Genomic DNA, 24,001 nt, shown 5'->3' with positions numbered 1-24,001 from the left:
TGGTGCTCGCTGAGACCGGGGTGCGCAACTCCGCGCTTGAGCAACTGCACATGCCCACGCATTTCCTCGTCGGCCAATCGCATCGGCCAGCGCTTGGCCGCGATACTCGTACCACTCGACCGGGCCGCCTGCCTCAGAGGCCTCGCCTAAGTCCAGTTCCATCTGCCCTTCCCCAATGCCTATAGGCCCGCCGTTTGCCTGTCTTTCTACGCCAGGGCGCGCTCGCGCCGAAGCCGCGGTTGCGCTGCCAGGCAACGCCCGCAAGGTAGTGCGACGCCACAAGAGCTGACCATGCGCCGCGAACAAATCTCACCTTCCGATAGTGTCATCGGTCTCGAGCGCATGGCCTACCGGGTCAAGGAAGCCGCCGAGGTGCTTTCGATCAGCCGCAGCCGCTTCTATGAGCTCGTCGCCGCCGGCGAGATCCTCACCCTGAAGGAAGGCGCACGGACTTTAGTTCGTCGCCGGGAACTGGAGGCCTATCTCGACCGGCTGGAGGCGGCGGCTACTCGACCTGAGCGGATGCAAAGCCGGCCCAGTCGTCCATGAGCGCCCGCCGCTTGGCGAAGAGGTCGCCGCGCCTGTAGGCGGCCTCGACCTTGTTGGCCACGGTGTGCGCCAGCGCCATCTCAACGATCTCGCCGGCGTGGTCGGTCATTTCCGCGGCCCAGTCGCGGAAGGTGCTGCGGAACCCGTGGGTGGTCAGGTCCGGACGGCGCAGCGTCTTGAGCACCTTGAGCATGCTCATGTTGGAAAGACCCTTCCCGGCTTTGGCGCCGAAGAACACCGGCCCAACGAGCTCCTTCGGCGGACGCGCCTTGCCCTTGGGACGCCAGCGCCGGGCCTCCACCGTATGCCAGCGCTCGGCCATGTCGGTCAGGACGGCGATGGCCGCATCGTTAAGCGGGACGCGGTGTTCCTTCTGGCCCTTCATCCGATCGGCCGGGACGGTCCAGACCTTCTCTTCCAGGTCGATCTCCCGCCATTCCAGCCCGAGCACCTCGCCGGTGCGCGCGGCGGTCAGGATCGTGAAGGCCAGCGCCCTGGATGAGACGCTGTCGAGTTCAGCGATCTTGCGCATGAAGGCGGGCATGCCCTTGTAAGGCAGGGCGGCGTGGTGCTTGACCTTGGCCACCTTGGCCTTGGCCGGAAGGATCTTGTCCAGGTGGCCGCCCCAGCGCGCGGGGTTGTCTCCCTGCCGGTGGCCAAGGGCCGTCGCCCAATCGAGGACGTTCTCGATCCGACCGCGAACCCGGCCGGCGGTCACTGCTTTGCTGCCCCAGATGGGCTTGAGCACCTCGAGGACTTCGTCGGCGCCAATGTCGGCGATCGCCAGCTTACCCATGTGGGGCGAGGCGTAGGTCGTCAGCGAAGTCTTCCACTGCTTGATGTGCTTTTCGTTGCGCCAGGCCGACTGGTTGGCCTCGATAAACTCGTCGATCGCCTTGTCGAAGGTGATCGCCTTGGCCTCCTCCAGCACCTCGGCCTTCTGCGCCTTGCGCCTTTCCTCCAGCGGATCCAGGCCCTGGTGAAGAAGCTCCCGCGCGGTGCGCGCCAGTTCGCGGGCCTTGGCCAGGCTGACGCAGTGGAGCGGCCCAAGGCCCATCCACTTTTCTTTCTTGTTGAGCCAGTAGCGGAAAATCCAGGAGCGCCCGGCCTGGCCGGTGACCTGGAGGTGAAGCCCACCGCCATCCGGATAAAGACCAGGTGATTCTGCCCGACGGACGTCGAGGGGACTCAAGCGTTCGAGAATCCGGGCCATCGCTACCCCAGTTCCTACCTACGGTCTGAGCGTCGACAGTGGTGGATTTCGGCGGACGCGTCCAAACACAATGTCGCGATCAAACCCTTATTTCATAAGGGTTTCCGGGACGCCGGCGGACGCCGGTGGATAGCGCTGGAAGGGGGATGGCGGAGACGGAGGGATTCGAACCCTCGATACCCTTTTGAGGTATGCCGCTTTAGCAAAGCGGTGCCTTCAGCCTCTCGGCCACGTCTCCTCCTGAGAGGGAGCGGTTCGATAGCCTGTTCGTCGGCGAATGACAATCGAGGCGTGAAGGAAAATCGCGTTAACGCGACGCTCAGACGGCCACGCTAGGTTGAACCTCGTTCTCCCGTGCGCAGAAGCCCAAGAGCGATCATGAGTTCCGCCCTCGCCCGCCCCGCGGACGCAAGCCCAGCGCCGGACGCCGCACGCAGCCGTCGCGGCCCGTTCCGACCGGAGCGACTGACCCCCGCTCGCGCCCGGGTGCAGATCCAGAACCTGACTCGCGCCTTCCGCATCCTCGATTCGATTCTCGCCGCCGCCCTTGCCTTCTGGCTGGCCCAAGGCGGCGGACTGGTCGCGCCGCTGGTCGGCGCGGTCGTGCTGCTGGTCGCCCTGCACGGACTGGAAGCCTACGCCTTCGCCCATCGCGAGCCCCTGGTCCGCCACCTGCTGCGCGCCGGCGCGGCCGTCGGCGCCTCGGTGATCGCCGTGCAGGTCGTGGCCCTGACGCCGCTGGCGCCGAGCGAGCACGTCGTCGCCGGCTGGCTGCTGGCCGCGCCGCCCGCCTTCCTGGCCCTGCACGGGATCTGGTGGGCCGTGGTCCGTCACGGCCGCCGCATCGGCAAGCTGACGCCCAACATCGTGCTGGTCGGCGCCACCACCAACGCCGAACGCCTGATCGCCGCGGCCCTGCGCACCGGCGAGGTCAACGTCCTGGGCGTGTTCGACGACCGCGCCGCCCGCGCTCCGGAAGCCGTGCTGGGCGTGCCCGTGCTGGGCGACACCAAGGCCCTGGTCGACCACCGCATCATGCCTTTCGTCGACCGCGTGGTGATCGCCGTCCAGTCCACGGCCCAGGCCCGCGTCGGCCAGCTGGTCGAGCGGCTGAGCGAACTGCCCAACCCCGTCAGCATGATCGTCGACGTCGGCGGCGACGCCGACCGCGACGCGGCCCTGGCGCATCTGGCCGACCTGTCGGGCGCCCCGACCGACGCCCGCCGGGCGATGGTCAAGCGCGTCCAGGACCTGGCGATCGCCGGGATCGGCCTGGTCGTCGCCGCGCCGGTGATGCTGGGCGTGGCCATCGCCGTGAAGCTGGACAGCCCCGGCCCGGTCTTCTTCCGCCAGCGCCGTCACGGCTTCAACAACGAGACCATCCTGATCTGGAAGTTCCGCTCGATGCGGCACGAGATGGCCGACGCCCGCGCCGCCCGCCAGATCAGCGCCGACGACGACCGCGTGACCCGGGTCGGCAAGTTCATCCGCCGCACCAGTCTCGACGAGCTGCCGCAGCTGTTCAACGTGCTGTCGGGCGAGATGTCCATCGTCGGCCCCCGCCCGCACGCCATAGGCATGATGACCGGCGACGTGGAGTCGGCCAAGCTGGTCGCCACCTACGCCCACCGCCACCGCATGAAGCCCGGCGTCACCGGCTGGGCGGCCATCAAGGGCTCGCGCGGGGCCGTCGACACCCCCGAGCTGGTGCGCCAGCGCGTGGCCTACGACGTCGAGTACATCGAGCGGCAGTCGTTCTGGCTGGACCTCTACGTGATCCTGATGACCGTCCCCTGCCTGCTGGGCGACAAGACCGCCGTGCGCTGACCATGTTCTGGCGCGGCGTCCTGGGCTACCTGCCCGTCAACATCGCCCAGGGGGTCGTGGGCCTCCTGACGATCGTTCTGTTCACCCAGATCCTGTCTCCGGCCGAGTACGGGATCTACGCGCTGGCGTTCTCGGTGCTGAGCCTGACCCAGACGGCGTTCCTGACCTGGACCGAGGCCGCCATGGCCCGGTTCCTGGCCCGGGCCGACGAGGACGGCCGCCTGCCCGACCATTTCGCCACCCTCTATCGGCTGTGGATCCTGATGGCCCTGGCCATCCCGGTGGTCGCCGCCGTGGCGCTGCGCTTCTGGCCGATGCCCGCGCCCCTGAAGGTCGCCGTCGCCGCCGCCCTCGCCGCCGCGGCGGTCAAGAGCCTGGCCAAGATGTCCCAGGAGCGCCGCCGGGCGGCCGGCGAAGTGTCGGGCGCGGCCCTCCTGGACGTGATCCAGACCGTCGGCGGCTTCGCGCTCGGCCTGGTGCTGGCCCTGGTGGGCCTGGGCGGCGCGGCGCCGATCCTGGGCACGGGGGCCGTCGCCCTGCTGTGCCTGGTGTTCGTGCTGCCCACCGACCTGAAACGCCTGAAGGGCGGAAGCTTCGACAAGGCGATGGCCAAGGCCTACGCCGCCTATGGCCTGCCGGTGGCGTTCTCTCTGATCCTGGCTCTGGTGCTGTCGACCACCGACCGATTCCTGCTGGCCGCCTTCCTCGACGAGAGCGCGGTGGGCGTCTACCACGCCGGCTATTCGCTGGGCTCGCGCACGCTGGACGTCGTCTTCATCTGGCTGGGCATGGCCGGCGGTCCGGCGATGGTCGCGGCGCTGGAGCGCGGCGGCCAGCCGGCTCTGGCCGAAAGCGCTCGCGAGCAGGCCGATTTCATGGTGCTGCTGACCCTGCCCGCCGCCGTGGGCCTGGCCCTGGTCGCCCGTCCGCTGACCGAGGTGATGATCGGCCCGGCCCTGCGCGAGGGCGCGGCCGGCGTGACGCCGTGGATCGCCGCCAGCGGCTGGCTGTCGGGCGTGACCACCTATTACCTGCTGCAGGCCTTCACCCTGGGTCGGCGCACGACGATGCTGAGCGCCTGCATGGCGATCCCGGCCGGCGCCAATCTGCTGCTGAACCTCATCCTGATCCCGCGTTTCGGCCTTTCCGGCGCGCTGTGGGCCACCACCGCCAGCTACGCCCTGGGCGCGATCGCCGCCGGCGTTCTGGGCCGCCGGGCCTGCGCCCTGCCGATTCCCTGGGAGGCGCTGGCAAGGACAGGTCTGGCCTGCGGGCTGATGGCGGCCGTGGTGCTGGCCCTGCCCGACCTCGGCGGCCTTCTCGAACTGATCCTCAAGGCTGGCCTGGGCGCGGCGACCTTCGGCGGCGCGGCCCTGCTGCTAGACGCCGGCGGCGCCCGCGCGCGGCTGGCCGTCCTTACCCGCAGGTTCCGCACCGCATGACCGCCCCGATCACCGAGACCGTGACCGACAACGCCGCGTGGGCCGACGCCGCCCCGCGCCTGTCGGTGCTTATCCCCACCTTCCGCGACGATCCGACGGCGCTGTTGCGCGCCCTGGACGGCTCCAAGGCCGAGGGCTCGGCCGAGATCGTGGTGCTGGACGACGGCGGCGGCGACGAGGCCCTGGCCGCGCGGATCGGCAAGATCGTCGGGGCCTTGAAGCGCCCCGCCCGCTTCGTGCGCCTGTCGGCCAACGCCGGCCGCGCCCAGGGCCGCAACCGCCTGGCCGCCCACGCCAGGGGCCGGCACCTGCTGTTCCTCGACAGCGACATGCTGCCCGATCCCAAGGACTTCCTGGCCCGCTGGCTTGCTGTGGCCGGCGACGACGCCCCGGTAGCCTTTGGCGGCTTCACCCTGGACCAGACGCCGGTGCGGCCCGAGCACGCCCTGCACCGGGCCATGGCGCTGAAGAGCGACTGCACGCCCGCTCCCGAGCGCGCCAAGGCGCCCGAAAAGCACGTCTTCACCTCCAATCTCCTGGTGCGCCGCGACGTCTTCGAGACCGTCGCCTTCGACGAGGGCTTCGCCGGCTGGGGCTGGGAGGACGTCGAATGGGCCATGCGGGTCGCCCGCGCTCATCCGATCCTGCATATCGACAACACCGCCACGCACCTGGGCCTGGATCCCGCGCCGGTGATGGCCGCCAAGTACGAGCAGTCGGCCGCCAATTTCGCCCGCGTGGTGGCCGGCCATCGCGACGTGGTCAGCGCCTATCCCGGCTACAAGGTCGCCAAGGCCCTGAAGACCGTTCCCCTGCGCGGGACCTGGCGGCCGTGGCTGAAGGCGATCGCGCTTTCGGAATCCCTGCCCACCCCGCTTCGCGCCTTTTCCATGCGGCTCTACCGGGCCGCCCTCTATTCGGACGCCGTGTGATGACCGCCCTCGAACAGACCTACGAGAAAGTCGACGCTTACGAGCCGGACCGCTCGCTGAAGGGCAAGGTCCGTCGCCGGCTGATCCGCCTGCAGCACCGCCGCCCGGCGCGGGTGAAGCTGGAGCGGCCGATGGTGTCGTTCAGCTTCGACGACGCCCCCGCCACCGCCTGCGAGGCCGGGGCGAGGGTGCTGGAGAGCCGCGGCTTTCGCGGCACCTACTACTTCGCCGCCAGCCTGACCGGGCGCGATGGACCGATGGGCCGCTACGCCACGGGCGAGGACGCCGCCCGCCTGCACGCGGCCGGCCACGAGATCGGCTGCCACACCTTCAGCCACCTCGACTGCGGCCAGGCGACGACGGACGTCGCCCTGGCCGACGTGGCGCAGAACACCCAGGCCCTGGCGTCCTGGGGCGTGGGCGAGGCCGTCAGCTTCGCCTATCCGTACGGCGACGTGGCCGCCCCGGCCAAGACGGCGCTGGCTGGCCGCTTCAAGACGCTGCGGGCGCTGCATCACGGCCTGGTCGCCAACGGCGCCGACCTCAATCAGGCCCCGGCCGTGGGCATCGAGGGCGAGGACGGCGAGGCCGTGGCCCTGCACTGGCTGGACCAGGCGCACCGTCGAAAGGCGTGGCTGATCCTCTACACCCACGACGTGGCCGAGACGCCGTCGGCCTGGGGCTGCACGGTGGAGGCGCTGGAGCGGCTGGTGGACGGCGCCGTCAACGCCGGCTTCGACGTGGTGACGGTCGCCGAGGGCTCGCGCCGGATCGGGCTCTAGCTCTTACGAGCAGCCCCTATTGGCGCGTGCGGGAAGTCATCCCAGCCGCCGCCGCATCATCCGCCATCTGCGGGTCGACTTCCGGCGCGGGCTTGGGCGTGGCGGCCGGGGCCTCGACCACCGGCGGCTTTTCGGGTTCGGGCGCGACCGGGGCCGGAGCGGCCTGGGCGGCGGGCGTGCGGGTGACGGCGGCGCTGGCGGCGTCGTCGGCCGTGGTGCGGACTTCCGCGCCTTCCTCGTAGCCGGAGCTCTCGAAACCGACCCCGGCGCTGACCACCAGGATCACGCCGAGAGCCGCCACGGCTCCGACGACGAAACCCAGGACGATCCATCCCAAAGGATTGCCGCGACGTTCGGCCTTGGCCATCTGGAGCTCCCTAAGGGGAAGGCTCCGATCCTAGGAGCCGACCCAGCGTCGGACCGCGCCGACATCCACGTGAACGAAATTGCTGACGGGGTAGTACCCGACGCCGCCCAGTTTCAGGTCGAGGGCCGCGGTCCTCAGCCGATCCAGGGAGACATCCTCCAGATAGAGATCGATGGCCTTGCCGTCCATGTGCAGGCTGCGCTTGGCGACCTCACCGCTGCGCGCGTGCAACATCGCGTTGGTCTTGGGCGAGCGATAGCCGGAGATGATCTGGAACGGCGACTTGCTTTCGGTGCGGGCGGCGAGGCCCGCCATGATGTCGTAAAGCTTGGGGTTCATCGGCGCGACGTCGCCGGTGCGGTAGTCGCGCAGGACCTTGTCGAGGGCCTGGACGGCGTCGGGCACGTACTCGCCCTTGTCGAAATAGACGGCTTCGAGCTTTTCCTGGGTGTGCACGTTGTGCAGCTTCACCCAGCGCGGTTCGGACGAGACGCGATGAATCGTCTGCGGCGCGGGAACCGGCGCTTCGGGAAGGCCGTTCTCAGGCATGCCCTCGGCCGCACTGCCCAGGTCGCCCTGCTTCATCAGCAGGTCGGCGATGGGATCGGCCCCGGGGCCGAACTTGGACTGTGCGAAGGCCGCCATGGGCCCGACCGCACTGGCGCCCAGCACACCCAGGCCAAGGCCCAGGAGCTTGCGTCGTTCGATCATAGATACGCTTTCCCGACTGACTGCGACAGGCCGCCAGAGGGCCGCCCGCGCTCACTTGGAACACGATAAACTTTCCCGATCGGAAAGGCTTACGCGCCAAAAGAGGCCTGACGAGGGCGGTCGGGTCAAGCCGCGCCTATGGACGCGCCACCGCCGAAAGCCTGGGCATTAGCCGCCCAGGCCACGCTTCAAGTGCTGCGAAGTCAGCGGCTTGGGCGGTTTGGCGAGGCGCTCAGACCGCCTTGGATGCGGCGATACGCTGCACCAGCGCCCTGTCCCAGCCATAGGGATCGTCACGGAAATTCACCTGCCCGTCGGGCGTCACGTAGGCGGTCCAGTACAGAAGATAGACGGCCATCGGCTTGGGCAACTGGGCGCGCACCGTCTTTCCCGAGGCGATGGTTGCGTCGACGTTCTCGGGCGTCCATTCGGCGCTGCCGTCCAGCAGCTGCTTGGCCAGCGGGATGGGCTTTTCCAGGCGCACGCAGCCGTGGCTGGCCAGGCGGCTGTAGCTGGCGAACTTGGCCCGCGACGGGGTGTCGTGCAGATAGACGCCGTAGGGATTGTTGAAGTCGAACTTCACCAGGCCCAGCGCGGCCTTGTCGCCTGCCTTCTGCTGCAGGCGCGAGCCGCCGCCTTCGGTCGGGATGACGATGAAGTCGTTGCGGGCCAGATAGCCCGGATTGGCGCGCTCCTTGGGCCACAGCTCCTTGGTCGCGATGGAGCTGGGCACGTTCCAGGGCGGATTGAGCACGATCGAGTGGATCTGCGACTGCAGCATCGGCGTCTCGTCGCCCGGGCGACCGGTGACGGCGCGCATGGTCAGGGTCGGCGCGTCGTGGTGGAAGACGCTCATCACGGCGGCGGCGATGTTGACCTGGATGCGGTCGGCCGGCAGCTCTTCCGGCAGCCAGCGCCAGCGCTCCATGTTGGCGACGATCTGGTCGATGCGCAGCTGCACCGGCACGTTCAACGCCGCCAGCGTGCCCTTGCCCAGCACGCCGTCGGGATTGAGGCCGAAACGCTTCTGGGCGCGCATCAGGGCCTGCTGCAGGGCCTCGTCGAACACCGGCGCCTTGTCGACGGCGATGGTGGGGTCCTCGACGGCCAGGCGCGCCTCGAGCTGGACGATGCGCGGATCGCCCTTGTCGCCCAGCTTCAGCGGCGGCCCCTCGGGGATCACGGCCCAGCCGCCCTTGGCGGCTAGGTCGCGATAGGTGACGAGACCCTTCTGCAGGGTCTGGTAGCCGGTATAGGGCGGCGACAGCTCTTCCAGCCAGCCGGCCAGGCGATCGTTCTGCACGGCCGCGGCGAAGCCCGGGGCCGGATCGTAGGCGGCCGGGCGCAGGCCCCAGTTGCCGTCGAAGTCGGCGGCCGCCAGGCGGCCGCTGTGAACCGCCCTGGCGTAGCGCATGGTCAGGGCGACCAGCTGGGTCACCCCGGCCTGACGGTCGGTGCCGTTGCGCGAGTCCAGCAGGGCCAGGGCGCGATCAGGCGCGAAGGCGCCGGGCTCGAAGCCGTGCGACGGGGCGTCGTTCAGCGCCCTTACCAGCAGGTCGATCTGATCGGCGCGCAGGGCCGGCGGCGCGGGCACGGCGACGGGCGCCTGCTGCGGCGCGCGGGCGGGCCGGACCTGAGCTTGAGCAAGAACGGCCGGGGCCGCCGACATCCACAGGGCCGCCCCGAGAAGGACGGTCGAAACTTTCAGGCTCTGGCTCACCGTCGACGGGTCTCGCACGCACGTTGCGCGCGGCCCCTCCGCGCGCTTCCAAATGGCAATTCCGCGTCGGGGTCGTCAACGCGAGGATCGTGAAAGTCCAACGGCCAAGGTCGCGTTTTGGTTCTTTCTCACGTTGCGGAACCTTAACGCCACACTCGCGGTTTGCAGTTCGACGACGGCGCCTTTGCGCCACAATCGTCCTTGTCAGGACAGCAAAGATGAGAATCGCCCAGGTTCCGCCCCTGTACGAAGCCGTGCCGCCGCGGCTTTACGGGGGCACCGAAAGGGTGGTCGCGCACCTGACGGACGCGCTTGTCGACCTCGGCCACGAAGTCACCCTGTTCGCCTCCGCCGAAGCAAAGACCAAGGCCGACCTCGTGGTCGTCCGCGACCAGGCCATCCGCCTGGACCCCGCCCCGCTGAAATCCGACCTCGCCGCCCACATCGCCATGCTGGCCGAGGTCCGCCGTCGCGCCGACGAGTTCGACGTCATCCACTTCCATACCGACATGATCCACTTCCCCCTGTTCGAGGACATGGCGGAGAAGACCCTGACCACCCTGCACGGGCGGCTGGACCTGAAGGATCTGCCCGGCGTCTACCGGCGCTGGCCGCAGTTCCCGCTGGTGTCGATCTCCGACAGCCAGCGCGCGCCGCTGCCTTTCGCAAACTGGGCCGGCACGGTGCTGCACGGCATGTGCGCCGGGATCTACGAATACCACCCGAAATCAGAGGGTTACCTGGCTTTCCTGGGGCGGATCTCGCCCGAGAAGGGGCCCGAGCGGGCGATCGCCATCGCCAAGCGCATGGGCCGCCGCCTGAAGATCGCCGCCAAGGTCGACGCCGCCGACCGGGAATACTTCCACACCGTCGTCGAGCCGCTGCTGGACCATCCGCTGGTCGAGTTCGTCGGCGAGATCGGCGACGCCGAGAAGTCGGCCTTCCTGGGCGGCGCCGACGCCCTGCTCTTCCCCATCGCCTGGCCCGAACCGTTCGGGCTGGTGATGATCGAGGCCATGGCCTGCGGCACACCGGTGATCGCCTACCAGTGGGGCTCGGTCCCCGAGGTGATCGAGGAAGGCGTCACCGGCTTCATCGTCGACGACGAGGACGAGGCGGTGGAGGCCCTGCGCCGACTGCCGGACCTGTCCCGCCAGGCCGTGCGGGAGCGTTTCGAGATCCGGTTCTCGGCCCACGCCATGGCCCGCCGATACGAGGACCTCTATGCGCGCCTGGACGAGGCGGCCCGGCCGCCGCGCCTGACCCTGGCCCAAAGCGCCTAAGGATCGGGCGCATGACCTTAAAGGCGGCCCGCGCCCGCCGGGTTGAGGCCGCATTGTAGCTTTCAAGTTCAGCGACCGCGCCTCCCCTGGCGCGGCCGCTGATCGCGTTTAGACGAGGGGCATCCAAATGGACGACCTGGCGCCGACTCCGCTGACCGCCGGCGAACATGGCGAGACCGGCGAACCGCGCGTGCCTTACCGGCTGTTCGCCCTGAAGGACCGCGACACCTTCCTGGTGGCCGACGCCTTCGGCGACGTGCTGGGCGCCGCCGACGGCCTGTTCCACGACGACACCCGCCTGCTGTCGCGCCTGCGCCTGCTGATCGGCGGCCGGCCGCCTGACCTGCTCAGCGCCAGCGTCTCGCAGGACAACGTCTTCTTCACCTCGCACTCGACCAACCAGACCCTGCCGTCGCTTGGAGGCGCTTCTGCGCCACATGGAGCGATCCACATCGAGCGCAAGCGGTTCCTGTGGGCCGAGCGGCTGTACGAGCGCCTGCGGTTCGTGAACTACAGCCGCGACATGGTCATCCTGCCGGTGGCCCTGGAGTACGACGCCGACTTCCACGACATGTTCGAGGTGCGCGGCTCCAAGCGCAAGGCAAGGGGCCGGGTGCTGCCGGCCGAGCTGAACGGCCGCTCGGTGCACTTCGCCTACCAGGGCCTGGACGAGCTGCGCCGCGACAGCGTCATCGCCTTCTCCGAACCGCCCGGCCGGCTGACCCCGCAGCGCGCCGAATTCATGTTCATGCTGACGCCGGAGACCCATTTCGACCTCTATCTGGAGGTGGGGCCGGTCCCCGACCATCCGCCGACCCGCGAGCGCTGGCGGGCGGCCGCCGCCCGGGCCCGCATCGACATGCGCGGCCGCCGCCGGCGCGGGGCGCGGCTGAAGAGTTCGGGCCGCCTGTTCAACGACTGGCTGGAGAAGTCGCGGGCGGACCTGGCCTTGCTGACCACCGAGTTCGAGACCGGCCCCTACCCCTATGCCGGCATCCCCTGGTTCTCGACGCCGTTCGGGCGGGACGCGATCATCACCGCCTGGCAGGTGCTGTGGATCGAGCCTCGGCTGGCCAAGGGCGTGCTGGGCTACCTCGCCGAACACCAGGCCGAAGAGGTCAGCGCCTTCCGCGACAGCGCCCCCGGCAAGATCATGCACGAGACCCGCAAGGGCGAGATGACCCGCCTGGGCGAGCTGCCCTTCGGCCGCTACTACGGCGGGGTCGACACCACGCCGCTGTTCGTGGCCCTGGCCTGCGCCTATGCCGAGCGGACCGGAGACCTGGCCTTCATCGACGGGCTTTGGGACGCCCTGCGCGCGGCCGTGGCCTGGATCGAGCAGTTCGGCGACAGCGACGGCGACGGCCTGATCGACTACGCCCGCGGCGCCGACACGGGCCTGTCCAACCAGAACTGGAAGGACAGCGAGGACAGCGTCTTCCACGCCGACGGCAAGTTCCCCGAGGGGCCGATCGCCGTGGTCGAGGTGCAGGGCTACGCCTTCGCCGCCTTCAAGGGCATGGCCGACCTGGCCCGCCGCCGGGGCGAGACCGCCGACGCCGAGCGCTGGGCGGCCAAGGCCGAGCATCTGCGGACCATGGTCGAGGAACGGTTCTGGATGGAGGACAAGGGCTTCTACGCCATGGCCGTCGACGGTCATGGCAAGCCTTGCCGCGTGCGCGGCTCCAATCCGGGGCACCTGCTGTTCTGCGGCCTGCCCTCGCCCGAGCGCGCGGCCAAGGTGGCCGACACCCTGCTGTCGGCGGCGTTCAACAACGGCTTCGGAGTGCGGACCCTGGCCGAGGGCGAACCGCGCTTCAATCCGATGAGCTATCACAACGGCTCGGTCTGGCCGCACGACACGGCCATCTGCGCCATGGGTCTGGCCCGCTACGGCCATCGCGACGGGGTGGTGCGCATGACCTCGGGCCTGTTCGAGACCGCCGCCCACTACGAGATGCGGCTGCCGGAGCTGTTCTGCGGCTTCCCCCGCCAGCCCGGCGAGCCGCCGGTGGCCTATCCCGTGGCCTGCCTGCCCCAGGCCTGGGCCGCGGGCTCGGCGTTCATGATGCTGCAGGCGTGCCTCGGCATCACCGTCGACGGCTGGGCCGGCGAGATCCGCATCCAGGAGCCCCGCCTGCCGATCGGCATCGACAGCCTGTCGATCGAGAACCTGGGCGTCGGCGACCGCCTGACCGACCTCGCCTTCGAGCATGTCGGCCGGCACGTCACCGTTCAGGGCGGACGACGCTCGACGGTGCCGATCCTGACACGCTGCTGATCCCGAAAATTCCAAGAAGAACAAAGACCATGCCCCAGAACCTCGACTTGTTTCCGATCGGCAACTGCTCGGTCAGCGCCCTCATCGACCGCGACGGCCGCTTCGTGTGGGGCTGCATGCCCCGCATCGACTCCGACCCGGTGTTCAGCACCCTGCTCGGCGGCCTGGAGCCGCCGTTCGAGGGCGGCAAGGGCCTGTGGGACGTGGTCGTCGACGGGGCGGTGAAGATCGAGCAGGCCTATCTGCGCAACACCCCGATCCTGCGCACGGTGGTCACCGACGCCGACGGCGCGAGCCTGGAGATCATCGACTTCGCGCCGCGCTTCCAGCAGTTCGGCCGCATCTATCGCCCCACCGCTTTCATCCGCCTGGTGCGCCCCATCAGCGGCGTCTGCCGCGCCACGATCCGCCTGCGACCGACCGCCAACTGGGGCGGCCGCCTGGCCGAGCACACCAACGGCTCCAACCACATCCGCTACCTGTGCTCGGACATGACGGTGCGCCTGACCACCGACTGCCCGGTCTCGCACATCCTGGAGGAACGCACCTTCCGGGTGGAGCGGACCCTGGCGATGTTCCTGGGCGCGGACGAGGGCTTCGACGCCGATGTCGGGGCCACCTGCGCGCGGATGCTGCAGCAGACCGAGGACTATTGGCTGAACTGGGTGCGGGGTCTGGCCGTGCCGCTGGACTGGCAGTCGGCGGTGATCCGTGCGGCCATCACCCTCAAGCTCTGCATGCACGAGGAGACCGGGGCGATCGTGGCGGCCATGACCACCTCGATCCCCGAGCACGCCAACAGCGGCCGCAACTGGGACTATCGCTACTGCTGGCTGCGCGACGCCTACTACGTGGTCCAGGCCCTGAACCGTCTGGGCGCGGCCGACATCCTGGAGAACTACCTCTCCTACCTGCGCAACATCGTCGACCGGGCGGGCGGCGGCCACATCCAGCCGCTGTTCGGCGTCGGCTACGAGCCGGCCCTGGTCGAGCGCTTCGCCCCCGACCTGCCGGGCTATCGCGGCATGGGGCCGGTGCGGATCGGCAACCAGGCCTTCGAGCACCAGCAGCACGACGTCTACGGCCAGATCATCCTGTCCTCGACCCAGGCCTTCTTCGACGAGCGCCTGCTGCGGCCGGCGACCGTCGACGACTTCAAGGCCCTGGAGCCGGTCGGCGAGCGGGCCTTTCAGCTGCACGACCAGCCGGACGCCAGCCTGTGGGAGTTCCGCGGCCGGGCCAATGTGCACACCTATTCGTCGGTGATGTGCTGGGCGGCCTGCGACCGGCTGGGCAACGTCGCCGAGAAGCTGGGCCTGGCCGATCGCGCCAAGTTCTGGAACGACCGCGCGGCCAAGGTGCGCGAGGCCATCGACACCCACGCCTGGAACGAGACCCTGGGCCGGTTCGCCGCCACCTTCGGCGGCGAGGAGCTGGACGCCAGCCTGCTGCAGCTCGTCGACCTGCGGTTCATCGCCGCCGACGATCCGCGCAACAAGGCCACGGTGGCGGCCATCGAGGCGGGCCTGCGCAAGGGATCCTATCTGCTGCGCTACGCCCTGCCCGACGATTTCGGCACGCCTCAGACGGCCTTCAACATCTGCACCTTCTGGCTGGTGGAGGCGCTCTACCTGGAAGGCCGGGTCGAGGAAGCCCGCGCCCTGTTCCAGGAAATGCTCGACCGCCGCACCTCTGCCGGGCTGCTGTCGGAGGACATCGGTTTCGAGGACGGCGAGCTGTGGGGCAACTACCCGCAGACCTATTCGTTGGTAGGTCTGATCAACTGCGCGGCGCTGCTCAGCCGGCCCTGGACTTCGGTACGCTGAAGCTAGGTCAACCCCCAAGGCCTCACGTTTTGGTCAGTCAAACGTGACCCCCCGACCGCCGCGTCGGGGGGATCGAACCCGGCCTCGGGGCGTTCTTGGCGGCTGAGTTCCATAGTGAAAGGGGCCAAACTGCATGACCACGTACGGGTCTGCCGCTCGGCTTGCGTCGTCGGATCTTCCGCCGCCGCCCACCAGTATTCCTGCCAACTGCGCGCTGTTCCTCGACCTCGACGGAACCCTCGCGCCGATCATGCCGCGTCCCGAGGACGTGGGCCCGGACGCCGCGCGCGCGGCGTTGATCGCGCGCCTGCGCGAAGCTTTCGACGACCGCGTGGCCGTGATCAGCGGCCGCTCGCTGGACGATCTCTCGCGCATCCTGGGCGAAGGCAGCCTGGCCTACATGGCCGGCGTGCACGGCCTGGAGCGCCGCACCCCCGAGGGCGTGTTCCGCGCCCAGCCGCACGAAGGCCTGGCCGAGGCGCGCGACGTGCTGGCCGACCTGGCCGCTTGCGATCGCGGCCTGATCTTCGAGGACAAGCACCTCAGCGTCGGCCTGCACTATCGCAACACCCCGTCGGCCGCCGACGCGGTGATCGAGGCCGCCGAGCGCCTGAAGCGCCAGACGGGCCTGGTGCTGCAACTGGGCGACATGGTCGCCGAACTGCGCACGCCCGGACAGGATAAGGGTTCGTCCGTCGCCGCCCTGCTGCGCGAACCCGCCTTCGACGGCGCGCTGCCGATCTTCGTCGGCGACGACCTGACCGATGAGGACGGCTTCGAGGCCGCCCGCCGCCTGGGCGGTTACGGCGTGCTGGTCGGACCCGAACGGCCGACGGCCGCGAGCTATCGCCTGGACGGTCCCGAGGCCGTTCACGCCTGGCTCGACGCGGTAACTCGAGAGGTGACCCGATGAGCCGCCTGATCGTCGTTTCGAACCGCGTCAACCCGCCGTCCGGCAAGGGCGAGGAAAGCGTCGGGGGCCTGGCCATGGCCCTCGCCGCGGCCCTGCGCGAATATTCCGGCATCTGGTTCGGCTGGAGCGGCAAGACAACGCCCGAGTTCACCGGCCAGCTGAACATGCAGCGCATCGAGGGCGTGACCGTGGCCACGGTCGACCTCGAGGAGGGCGACTACCAGGAGTACTACAACGGCTACGCCAACAAGACGCTGTGGCCCCTGTTCCACTACCGCGTCGACCTGACGGCTTACGACCGTTCGTTCGGCGAGGGCTACGACCGGGTCAACAAGCGCTTCGCCGAGACCCTGCGCCCGCTGATCGAGCCAGACGACATCATCTGGGTGCACGACTATCACCTGATCCCGATGGCGCGGGAGCTGCGGCGTCTGGGCGTGACCAACCGCATCGGCTTCTTCCTGCACATCCCCTGGCCGGCCCACCAGCTGGTGGTCACCCTGCCGCGCCACCGGCCGCTGGTCGAGGCGCTGTTCCACTATGACGTGGTCGGCTTCCAGACCGAGGAGAGCCTGCAGGCCTTTGAGGGCTACGTGTTCAACGAGGTCGGCGGCGAGAAGACCGAGGACGGCCGCCTGCGGGCCTTCGGCCAGATCACCGAGGCCGGGGCCTTCCCGATCGGCATCGACGCCGACGACTTCGCCCGCATCACCCGCAGCCCGCGGGCCATGCGCGTGTATGACCGGATGGCCGCCCACAGCGTGTTCCGCAAGATGGTCGTCGGCGTCGACCGCCTCGACTACTCCAAGGGCCTGGAGGAGCGCCTGCTGGGCTTCGAGCGCTTCCTGCACGACCACGAGGAGGCGCGGCGCGAGGTGATGCTGCTGCAGATCGCCCCGCTGTCTCGCGACGAGGTCGAGGCCTACCAGGACATCCGCCACCGGCTGGACGGCCTGATCGGCCGCATCAACGGCGCCTATGCCGAGATGGACTTCACGCCGATCCGCTATCTCAACCGCTCCTACCGGCGCGACGAGCTGGCCGGGGTGTACCGCGCGGCCAAGGCGGCGCTGGTCACGCCCCTGCGCGACGGCATGAACCTGGTGGCCAAGGAGTACGTGGCCTCGCAGAACCCCGAGGATCCGGGCGTCCTGATCCTGTCGCGCTTCGCCGGCGCCGCGCGGCAGATGAAGGAAGCCCTGATCATCAACCCCAACAGCCCCGAGGAGATCTCGGACGCGCTGAGCCGGGCGCTGGCCATGGACGAGACCGAGCGCAAGCGGCGCTGGGAAGACCTGATGGACAACGTCACCCGCCAGGACGTCACGGCCTGGCGCGACGACTTCGTGGCCGCGCTGAAGGGCGAGCCAACGGTCCAGGCCGCCAACACCGAGACCGCCGACGAACCGCCGATCGCGGCGGTGAAGAAGGCGCTGGCCGGCGCCAAGAAGTAGGAGCGACACGCAGATGGCCCCGCGTCCCACCTGGCAGGGCCATTTGCGGCTCTCGCTCGTCACCTGCCCGGTGGCGCTCTACACCGCCACCAATCCCGGCGGCGAGGTGCGCTTCAACCTGCTGCACCCCAAGACCCACAATCGCATCCGCATGGTGGCGACCGACCCGGATCTGGGGCCGGTGGAGCGTTCGGACCTGGTGAAGGGCTACGAGGTCGAGAAGGACCGCTACGTCATCGTCACGCCCGAGGAGATCGACAGCGTGCGGCTGGAGAGCACCCGCACCATCGACATCGAGCGCTTCGTCGACGTGGCCGACATCGACCGCCTCTACTGGGACAATCCCTACTTCCTGGTCCCCGACGGCAAGCTGGCGGTCGAGGCCTATTCGGTGATCCGCGACGCCATGGCCGGCGCCAAGCGCATCGCGCTGGGCCGGGTGGTCATGCATACGCGCGAGCGGCTGCTGGCCATCGAGCCGCGCGGCAAGGGGCTGGTGGCCTATTCGCTGCGGTCGTACGACGAGGTCCGCGACCCGGCCGACCTGTTCGACGACATCCCAGCCAAGAAGGCCGATCCGGCGATGATCGCCATCGCCCGCAAGATCATCGAGCAGCAGGACGGCCCGTTCGAGCCCAAGGACTTCAAGGACCGCTACGAAGAAGCCCTGCGCGAGCTGATCAAGCGCAAGGAGAAGGGCGGCAAGACCAAGGTCGCCGCCGCCCCGCCCGAGGACACCAACGTCGTCGACCTGATGGAGGCCCTGCGCAAGAGCCTGGGCGGCAAGGCCCCAGCCGCGAAAGCGCCCGCGCGGAAGGCGGCCGCGAAGAAGACCGCCTCCGCCAGGACGAAGAAGGCTTCCTAGGCCTCCTGCGCCACCGGAGACCTGGCTTCCTTGAGCCGAAGGACGATGCAGCCGAAGCCGACGGCGGCGTTGAGGATGCCGACCAGCACGAAGGGCGAGGCCGGGCCGATCACGTCGAACAGGACCCCGCCCAGGGTGCCCAGCACCAGGATGCCGAAGGCGCCGCACAGGTTGAAGAAGCCGATGACCGCGCCCCTGCCCTCTTCCGGCGCTTCCTTGCCGATCAGGGACTGGGAGCCGATGAAGGCGCTGATCTGGCCCACGCCCAGCAGCACGAACAGCGGCATGGCCGCCTTGCTCAGCGGATCGTCGATGAACATCGTCGCCAGATAGCCGACCGCGCCCAGCAGCATGCAGGCCGCCAGGGCCGTCAGGCGATGGGCCTTGTCGATCATCAGCGCGATGACCACCGGCCACAGCAGCGCCGCCGACTGGGCGACGATGAACGGGATCCGTCCCTGGTCGAGGGCGTCGGCCAGCGAGGCGCCGTTCTCCAGCGCCGCCTTCTTGCCCCAGGCGATGGCGTAGGCGCCGACGATGGCCAGGTCGCCGCGCGCCACGAAGGCCGAGGCGTAGGCCAGCACGATGCGCGGATTGGACTTGGCGGCCGCGACGCCGACGCCCAGCTGGGTCGACAGCTTGACTCGCTCCACCGAGCGCGTCGCCACGCCCGGCTTAAGGCCCAGCCACATCACCGCCGCCGAGATCACGCAAAGGACCGCGGCGATGGCGAGCGCGGCCTGGCCGGCGGTCTTCTCGTCCATGCCCTGGCCGACGAACACCGCCGGCAGCTTGCCGATGGCCAGGGCCAGCACCACCACGCCCAGGCCGTTGAGGATGCCCGACAGGGCGACGATCTTGCCCCGGTCGCGGGCCTTCACGTAGTCGGCCAGGATGGTCGACAGCATGCCGGTGGTGGCGCCGATGCCGATGGCGTAGACCACCTTGTAGAGCGACAGGTCCCAGATGCTGGTGGCCAGCGGGAACAGCAGATAGCCGGCGGCCGTGGCCAGGAAGCCGATGGCGTAGACGGCGCGGCGCCCCACCCGGTCGGCCAGGGCTCCGGCCAGGCCGAACACGAACAGCAGCGCGACCTCGTTGACGAGGTTCAGGACACCTAGCACCGAGCCCTGGCGGTCGAGCGGCACGCCCAGATTGGCGCTGAGCACGTAGGGCGTCATCACCGCGACCGTCGTGGCCAGGCCGATGTTGACGAAGGCGGCGTAGAGAGCGGTCCACATGTGGCCGGCGCGCACGCCGGGCTCGATCGCCAGTATGCCGAACCGCTCGGGGTTCTTGGGCGCTGCCATCGGGAACTCCAGAAAGAACTATGGGGGCAAGGAAAAGGCCCGGCACGCAGGGGCGCCGGGCCTTGAAGGTCACGCGGTCAGCGAGATCAGAAGGTCTTGCTGATGCGGATCGAGGCGGCGCGCTTCTCCGGCAGAGAAACCACGTAGGAGCGCGGCGGGGTGTTGTTGTTCAGATCGAAGAAGCCGAAGTCGGTCGCCGCGATGGCGTTCTTCGGGGTGTCGTCGTCGAACAGGTTGGTCACGGCCAGGTCGATGCCCCACGACCCGTCGGTGATCCCGGCCCGCAGATCCGAGACGAAGTAGCTCGGCAGCCAGGTCAGGTTGTTCTGGGTCATGTAGCGCTTGGACTGGTAGCGACCCGACAGTTCCGTGGTCCAGGTCCAGTTCGACATCTTCGGAAGCTCGCCGGTCAGCAGCGCCGAGATGTTGAAGCTGTGCTTGGGCGTCAGCGGAACCGCCTTGCCGGTGTAGTCGCCGTTGGTGGACTCGATCCGGTCGAAGTAGCCGGGGGTCGGGACCTTGTAGTCGGTGAATTCGGCGTCGGTGTAGGTGTAGTTGCCGCTCAGCGTCAGCCAGTTGGTCGCCCGCCAGTCGCTGGTCAGGTCGATGCCCTTGCTCTCGCTTTCGCCGGCGTTCTCCACCGACGGCACCGAGGTGCCGCCCAGGACCTTGGTCGTGCCGATCTGCTGGTTCTTGTAGCGGTTGAAGAAGATCGCGCCGTTCAGAACCAGGTCGCCGTCCAGGAAGACGTTCTTCGAGCCGACTTCGAAGCTCTGCAGCTTCTCGGGCTTGAAGGTGGAGTCGACGCTGCCGCTGGTGCCGGTGGTGTCGACGCCGCCCGGCTTGAAGCCCTCGCCGTACGACGCATAGACCGAGTTGCGCGAGGTGATCTTGTAGTTGGCCACGAAGTTCGGCGTGAAGGCGTCGGCGCGGACGGTCTTCTTGTCGACCTGGGTGGTCTTGGCCAGTTGCGCGTTACGAGCGGCGACGGTGCCGGCGGGACCGGCCGCGCAGCCCAGCTGCTGCAGGCAGACCAGCTGCACGCCGAACAGGCGGTAGTACATCGGCTGGTACGGGCTGCCGCGATAGGCGACGCGTTCCTCGATGTAGCGGCCGTCGAAGCGCAGGGTCAGGTCGTCGGTGACGTCGTATTCGACGCTGCCGGCCCAGGACAGCGAGTCCGTCTCGCGCGAGATCTTCAGCGGATAGTCCGCCGTGGCCTTCGCGGTCGTGGTCGGCGCCTGGTAGGCCCCGGTAGGGGTCGCGCCGCCGCCCATGAACAGGGCCGTCAGGATGGTCAGGCGCGGGTCGGAACCCTCGCGCATCCAGAACTGGTCCTTGTTGATCTGGCTGGCGTCCTCGTGGAAGTACAGGCCTTCCAGCGAGGTGCGCAGCTTGCCGAAGTCCTTGCTCCAGCGCAGCGTCTGGCTCTGCTGCTTGGTGTCGAAGTCGTCGTCCAGCATCACCGAGAAGCCGATGGCCGGCAGGCCGCCGGTGGGCGCCACGGTCGAGTAGTTCAGGCCGTAGGCGCGCAGGAAGCCCAGGTACTGGTAGAGCGAGCCGTAGAACGGCGCCATGCCCGCGTACAGCGGCAGCACGTTGCCGCTGAGGCTGTTGTTGGAGTTGTCGAAGTCCTGGATCTGGGTGGTCTCGCCGCGGGTGATGCCCGTCAGCGAGGTGAACGTGCCCCAGTCGCTTTCGTAGTTGATGTCGAACGAGGCGCGGGTCGCGTCCGTGACCGTGCCCTTGAAGTCCCGGCCGGTGCGCGGATCCAGCGAGTAGGACACCGTCCGGCTACGGACGACGGCGGCGTCGCTGAGATCGCCCTTCACGGTGAAGCCCGGGCGGTTGTTGCTCGGATCGGTGACCGCGACGCCCAGATTGGCGGTGTTGGCCGTGCCCGTCTGCGGGTTCACCGCGGTGATGTAGGCGCGGGCCATCTGGTCGTATTCCTCGTGCGAAGTCTGCACGCGGGCGAAGACCGTCAGCTTCTCGGTCGGCTTGATCAGCAGGCCCAGGGCCGCGCCCTTGGCCTCGCCGCCGCCGACGCGCTTGCCGCTGACGCTGTTCAGGTACTGGCCGTCGGTCTCCCAGGCGCCGGCGTTCAGGCTGAGCGCCAGCTTGTCCTGCACCAGCGGACCCGAGACCGAGAACTTGCCTTCCTTGAGGCCGAAGTCGCCGGCTTCCAGGCTGACGCGCCCCTCGAACTCGCCGAGGTTCGGACGCTTGGAGATGTAGTTGATCGCGCCGGAGAAGGCCGAGCGGCCGTACAGCACGCTCTGCGGGCCCTTCACGACCTCGATCCGCTCGGCGTCGACGAAGCGCAGGTTGGCCAGGGCGCCGCCGCCGGCGGTGGCGAAGGCTTCCGACGAGGTGTCGACCCCGTCGACCAGGATGGCCACGTTCGGACGGCCCCGAACAGCTTGCACCCCGCGCAGCGCCGGACGCGTATCGCTGGGCGTCAGGCCCTGGTCGAAGGTCAGGCCGGCGGTCGATTGAGCCACGCGGCTGATGTCGGAAATATTACGGCGCTCGATCGTCTCGGCCGACACGGCGTTGATGGTGAGCGGAATCTCCTGCAGAGATTCAGATTTGTTACGCGCCGTTACGGTGATCTCCCCAATCACCGTCATATCTTCGGAAGTCGTCGTTTGCGCGAGGGCTTGCCCCGAACAAATCAGAAGCGTAAGAGCGCTCGCGCTCGCGCCATAGATACTCATCGCTGACTTGGTCATGACTCCCCTCTTTAAATCTTGACCACACCCCGCCGCGTTCCCCGCGACTGTTCCCCGACGGTCAAGATGATGGAGCCGGACCAATACAGGTCTTGCGATAAAGCGTTTGTCCGTCCATCGGATAGGAGTTCAGGAAAGTCCCGCCATGCTGACAGACGTAGCGCCCGCAACCAAGCCTCGGCAATCGCGCCGGATCGCCACCGAAGCAGCGATCGTAGAGGCGTTCGGGCGTCTTATGGAGCGCGGAAGCGTCCACGACGCGGGTGTCAACGCCCTAATCAAGGAAGCCGGCGTCGGCAAGAAACAAATATATGACTACTTCGGCGGCCTGGGCGGCGTCGCCGACGCCTGGGTGCGCCGCACGGGCATCTGGCCGCGCCTGTCGGACATGCTGGACGAGCCGCTGGAGACCTTCCACCAGCGTCCGCCGATGGAACGCCTGCGCATGCTGGTGCGCACCTACGCCTCGTCCCTGCGGGCCCACCCCGCCGTGGCCACGATCATGGCGGGCGAGTTCGCCGGGCCGCCGGAACTGCGCGACGCGGTCACCGCCGTGCGCATCCGCATCTGGGAAGAGTACGAGCGCCTGTTCATCGGCCAGCGCAGCGAGGACAAGGAACTGCTGGCCATCGCCATGACCATGCTGTCGGCCGTCTCCTATGTCGGCATGCGCGCCAAGTTCGAGCCGAACTTCTTCGGTTTCGACCTGCATGACGACTTGGCCTGGGAGCGCGTCGTGGGCATGCTGGACCACGTGATGGGCCGCTACCAGACCGGCGTCGACGCCGCGACTTCTCGCCAGGTGGATAGCGCCGACTAGAAAATTGACCGATCGGTCCCTTTTTGAAAACCTCCGAGCATCCCGCCAAGCGCGGGCCTGACCGCACGGAGACCTTGATGTTCGGCGACCCCCTTTCCCTCCCCGTCAAACCCCAGGCGGGCGACCTCTGGGTGGCCGCGACGATGGTCACGGACGACAAGCTGAAGCTCGGGCTTTCCAGGATCCTCCTCCTGGGCCCCGACCTGCAGATCAAGGCGGCCTTGCATACGGGCGACTTCGGCATGGTTTCGGGCCTGGCGGTGAATCCCCGCACCGGCGAGCTCAACGCCCTCGACCCCTTTGCCCGCAACGTCACGCGCATCGACGCCGAAGGGCTTCGCGTACCCGGCCAGGCCTCCCTCCTGCCCGGCCGGGGCCTCGGCTCGATGGTGTTCCTGCCGGACGGCGGCGCCCTGGCCGGCGAGCACCTGTCGGGCCAGGCCCCGCCCTTCACCGGCGAGGGCCGCCTGGTGCGCTTCGACGCCGACGGGCGCGTGGCGCGCTTCTATCGCCCCGAGTACCACGGCGGGGTGATGGGCTTCCTGGGCGTGACCCACCTGACCGTGCTGTCCGACGGCAAGACGGTCGCCTACGTCTCGGAAACCGGCAACACCGTGTTCCGCTATGACATCGAGGCCGACGCCCAGTTGCCCCCGCTCTATGTGCGCGCCGACCCGCCGGGCATGGTGTTCGGCATCGCCGCCACGCCGAACGACGACGTGCTGGTCAGCTGCGGCAACCAGGTGCGCCGCGTGGACCAGGACGGCTCGGTCGTCCGCACCTACGACGTGCCGGAAGGCCGCGGCTGGTCGTTCCTGCGCGTCACCGATGACGGCGCGCACTTCTGGGCCGGCGACTTCTTCTCGGGCCAGTTGGCCAAGATCGCGCTGGACAGCGGCGAACTGGTCGCCAGCGTCAAGCTCGACATCCCGTTCGGCGTGACGTCCATCGTCGAAGCGAAGGTCGCCTGA

19 protein-coding genes and 1 tRNA gene are annotated in these 24,001 nt (G+C 68.8%); 13 read left to right on the top strand and 7 right to left on the bottom strand.

Translation table 11 applies throughout. The features are described 5' to 3' along the window. Positions 1 to 291: 291 nt before the first annotated feature. Entirely contained in the window at positions 292 to 549 is a 258-nt protein-coding gene (locus C1707_RS15035) for a helix-turn-helix domain-containing protein (RefSeq protein ID WP_205686758.1), read from the top strand. Here the strand turns inward: C1707_RS15035 and C1707_RS15030 are convergent. Both C1707_RS15030 and C1707_RS15025 read right to left on the bottom strand, forming a co-directional pair. Further along, a complete protein-coding gene (locus C1707_RS15030; RefSeq protein ID WP_101712118.1) occupies positions 506 to 1,762 on the bottom strand; it encodes a tyrosine-type recombinase/integrase in 1,257 nt (418 codons plus the stop codon). The two genes, C1707_RS15035 and C1707_RS15030, sit on opposite strands and share 44 nt — an antisense overlap. A 147-nt stretch (positions 1,763 to 1,909) precedes the next feature. After that, positions 1,910 to 2,000: transfer RNA gene (locus C1707_RS15025), tRNA-Ser, on the bottom strand. 140 nt (positions 2,001 to 2,140) lie between these two features. Here C1707_RS15025 and hfsE point away from each other — a divergent pair. From hfsE to hfsH, 4 genes are read left to right on the top strand one after another with little or no spacing between them, the layout of a single operon-like run. Next, positions 2,141 to 3,589, top strand: a complete 1,449-nt coding sequence (gene hfsE / locus C1707_RS15020; RefSeq protein ID WP_101712117.1) for a polysaccharide biosynthesis protein HfsE — start codon at positions 2,141 to 2,143, stop codon at positions 3,587 to 3,589. Positions 3,590 to 3,591: 2 nt separating this feature from the next. Further along, entirely contained in the window at positions 3,592 to 5,031 is a 1,440-nt protein-coding gene (hfsF, locus tag C1707_RS15015; RefSeq protein ID WP_101712116.1) for a polysaccharide biosynthesis protein HfsF, read from the top strand. Continuing rightward, positions 5,028 to 5,963, top strand: a complete 936-nt coding sequence (hfsG, locus tag C1707_RS15010; protein ID WP_101712115.1) for a polysaccharide biosynthesis protein HfsG — start codon at positions 5,028 to 5,030, stop codon at positions 5,961 to 5,963. The genes hfsF and hfsG overlap by 4 nt, the downstream gene beginning before the upstream one ends. Then, positions 5,963 to 6,745, top strand: coding sequence for an oligosaccharide deacetylase HfsH (gene hfsH / locus C1707_RS15005; protein ID WP_101712114.1), 783 nt, complete (start codon positions 5,963 to 5,965; stop codon positions 6,743 to 6,745). The genes hfsG and hfsH overlap by 1 nt, the downstream gene beginning before the upstream one ends. 16 nt (positions 6,746 to 6,761) lie before the next feature. Here the strand turns inward: hfsH and C1707_RS15000 are convergent, their stop codons facing one another. From C1707_RS15000 to C1707_RS14990, 3 genes are all read right to left on the bottom strand, one after another. Then, positions 6,762 to 7,112: a hypothetical protein gene (locus tag C1707_RS15000; protein WP_058348236.1), complete on the bottom strand. Its 351-nt coding sequence runs from the start codon at positions 7,110 to 7,112 to the stop codon at positions 6,762 to 6,764. A 30-nt stretch (positions 7,113 to 7,142) separates the two neighbouring features. Beyond that, on the bottom strand, positions 7,143 to 7,823 hold the full coding sequence (gene mepK / locus C1707_RS14995; RefSeq protein ID WP_101712113.1) for a peptidoglycan L,D-endopeptidase MepK: 681 nt from the start codon (positions 7,821 to 7,823) through the stop codon (positions 7,143 to 7,145). A gap of 232 nt (positions 7,824 to 8,055) precedes the next feature. Next, entirely contained in the window at positions 8,056 to 9,543 is a 1,488-nt protein-coding gene (locus C1707_RS14990) for a L,D-transpeptidase family protein (RefSeq protein WP_476695745.1), read from the bottom strand. 218 nt (positions 9,544 to 9,761) lie between these two features. Here C1707_RS14990 and C1707_RS14985 point away from each other — a divergent pair, with 218 nt between their 5' ends. The 6 genes from C1707_RS14985 to ku all read left to right on the top strand — a co-directional run bounded on the left by C1707_RS14985 (position 9,762) and on the right by ku (position 18,165). Continuing rightward, positions 9,762 to 10,826 (top strand): glycosyltransferase family 4 protein, encoded by a 1,065-nt coding sequence (locus C1707_RS14985; protein ID WP_101712112.1) that lies wholly within the window; start codon positions 9,762 to 9,764, stop codon positions 10,824 to 10,826. Positions 10,827 to 10,953: 127 nt separating this feature from the next. Continuing rightward, positions 10,954 to 13,107, top strand: coding sequence for an amylo-alpha-1,6-glucosidase (locus C1707_RS14980; RefSeq protein ID WP_101712111.1), 2,154 nt, complete (start codon positions 10,954 to 10,956; stop codon positions 13,105 to 13,107). Positions 13,108 to 13,136: 29 nt separating this feature from the next. After that, entirely contained in the window at positions 13,137 to 14,933 is a 1,797-nt protein-coding gene (locus tag C1707_RS14975) for a glycoside hydrolase family 15 protein (RefSeq protein ID WP_101712110.1), read from the top strand. Between the two features lie 133 nt (positions 14,934 to 15,066). After that, positions 15,067 to 15,846, top strand: a complete 780-nt coding sequence (gene otsB / locus C1707_RS14970) for a trehalose-phosphatase (RefSeq protein ID WP_101712109.1) — start codon at positions 15,067 to 15,069, stop codon at positions 15,844 to 15,846. Beyond that, positions 15,843 to 17,300 (top strand): alpha,alpha-trehalose-phosphate synthase (UDP-forming), encoded by a 1,458-nt coding sequence (gene otsA / locus C1707_RS14965; protein ID WP_240633709.1) that lies wholly within the window; start codon positions 15,843 to 15,845, stop codon positions 17,298 to 17,300. Before otsB ends, otsA begins: the two co-directional genes overlap by 4 nt. 13 nt (positions 17,301 to 17,313) lie before the next feature. Continuing rightward, the gene (gene ku, locus C1707_RS14960) at positions 17,314 to 18,165 is read left to right on the top strand and encodes a non-homologous end joining protein Ku (RefSeq protein ID WP_101712108.1); all 852 of its coding nucleotides are present in this window, start codon (positions 17,314 to 17,316) and stop codon (positions 18,163 to 18,165) included. On the opposite strand, the gene C1707_RS14955 is transcribed toward ku, so the two are convergent. Then, on the bottom strand, positions 18,162 to 19,475 hold the full coding sequence (locus tag C1707_RS14955) for an MFS transporter (protein WP_101712107.1): 1,314 nt from the start codon (positions 19,473 to 19,475) through the stop codon (positions 18,162 to 18,164). The genes ku and C1707_RS14955 overlap by 4 nt on opposite strands. A gap of 86 nt (positions 19,476 to 19,561) precedes the next feature. Continuing rightward, complete coding sequence (locus C1707_RS14950) at positions 19,562 to 22,108, bottom strand: TonB-dependent receptor (protein WP_164467357.1); 2,547 nt, start codon at positions 22,106 to 22,108, stop codon at positions 19,562 to 19,564. A gap of 337 nt (positions 22,109 to 22,445) precedes the next feature. On the opposite strand from C1707_RS14950, the gene C1707_RS14945 reads away from it, so the two are divergent. Beyond that, on the top strand, positions 22,446 to 23,030 hold the full coding sequence (locus tag C1707_RS14945; protein WP_101712105.1) for a TetR/AcrR family transcriptional regulator: 585 nt from the start codon (positions 22,446 to 22,448) through the stop codon (positions 23,028 to 23,030). Positions 23,031 to 23,107: 77 nt separating this feature from the next. Continuing rightward, a complete protein-coding gene (locus tag C1707_RS14940; RefSeq protein ID WP_101712104.1) occupies positions 23,108 to 24,001 on the top strand; it encodes an SMP-30/gluconolactonase/LRE family protein in 894 nt (297 codons plus the stop codon).

Source organism: Caulobacter flavus (genome assembly GCF_003722335.1).
In the GTDB taxonomy this organism is placed as follows: Bacteria; Pseudomonadota; Alphaproteobacteria; order Caulobacterales; family Caulobacteraceae; genus Caulobacter; species Caulobacter flavus.
The sequence above is the reverse complement of the archived record's forward strand: the minus strand, read 5'-3'. Positions and strand labels throughout refer to the sequence as shown.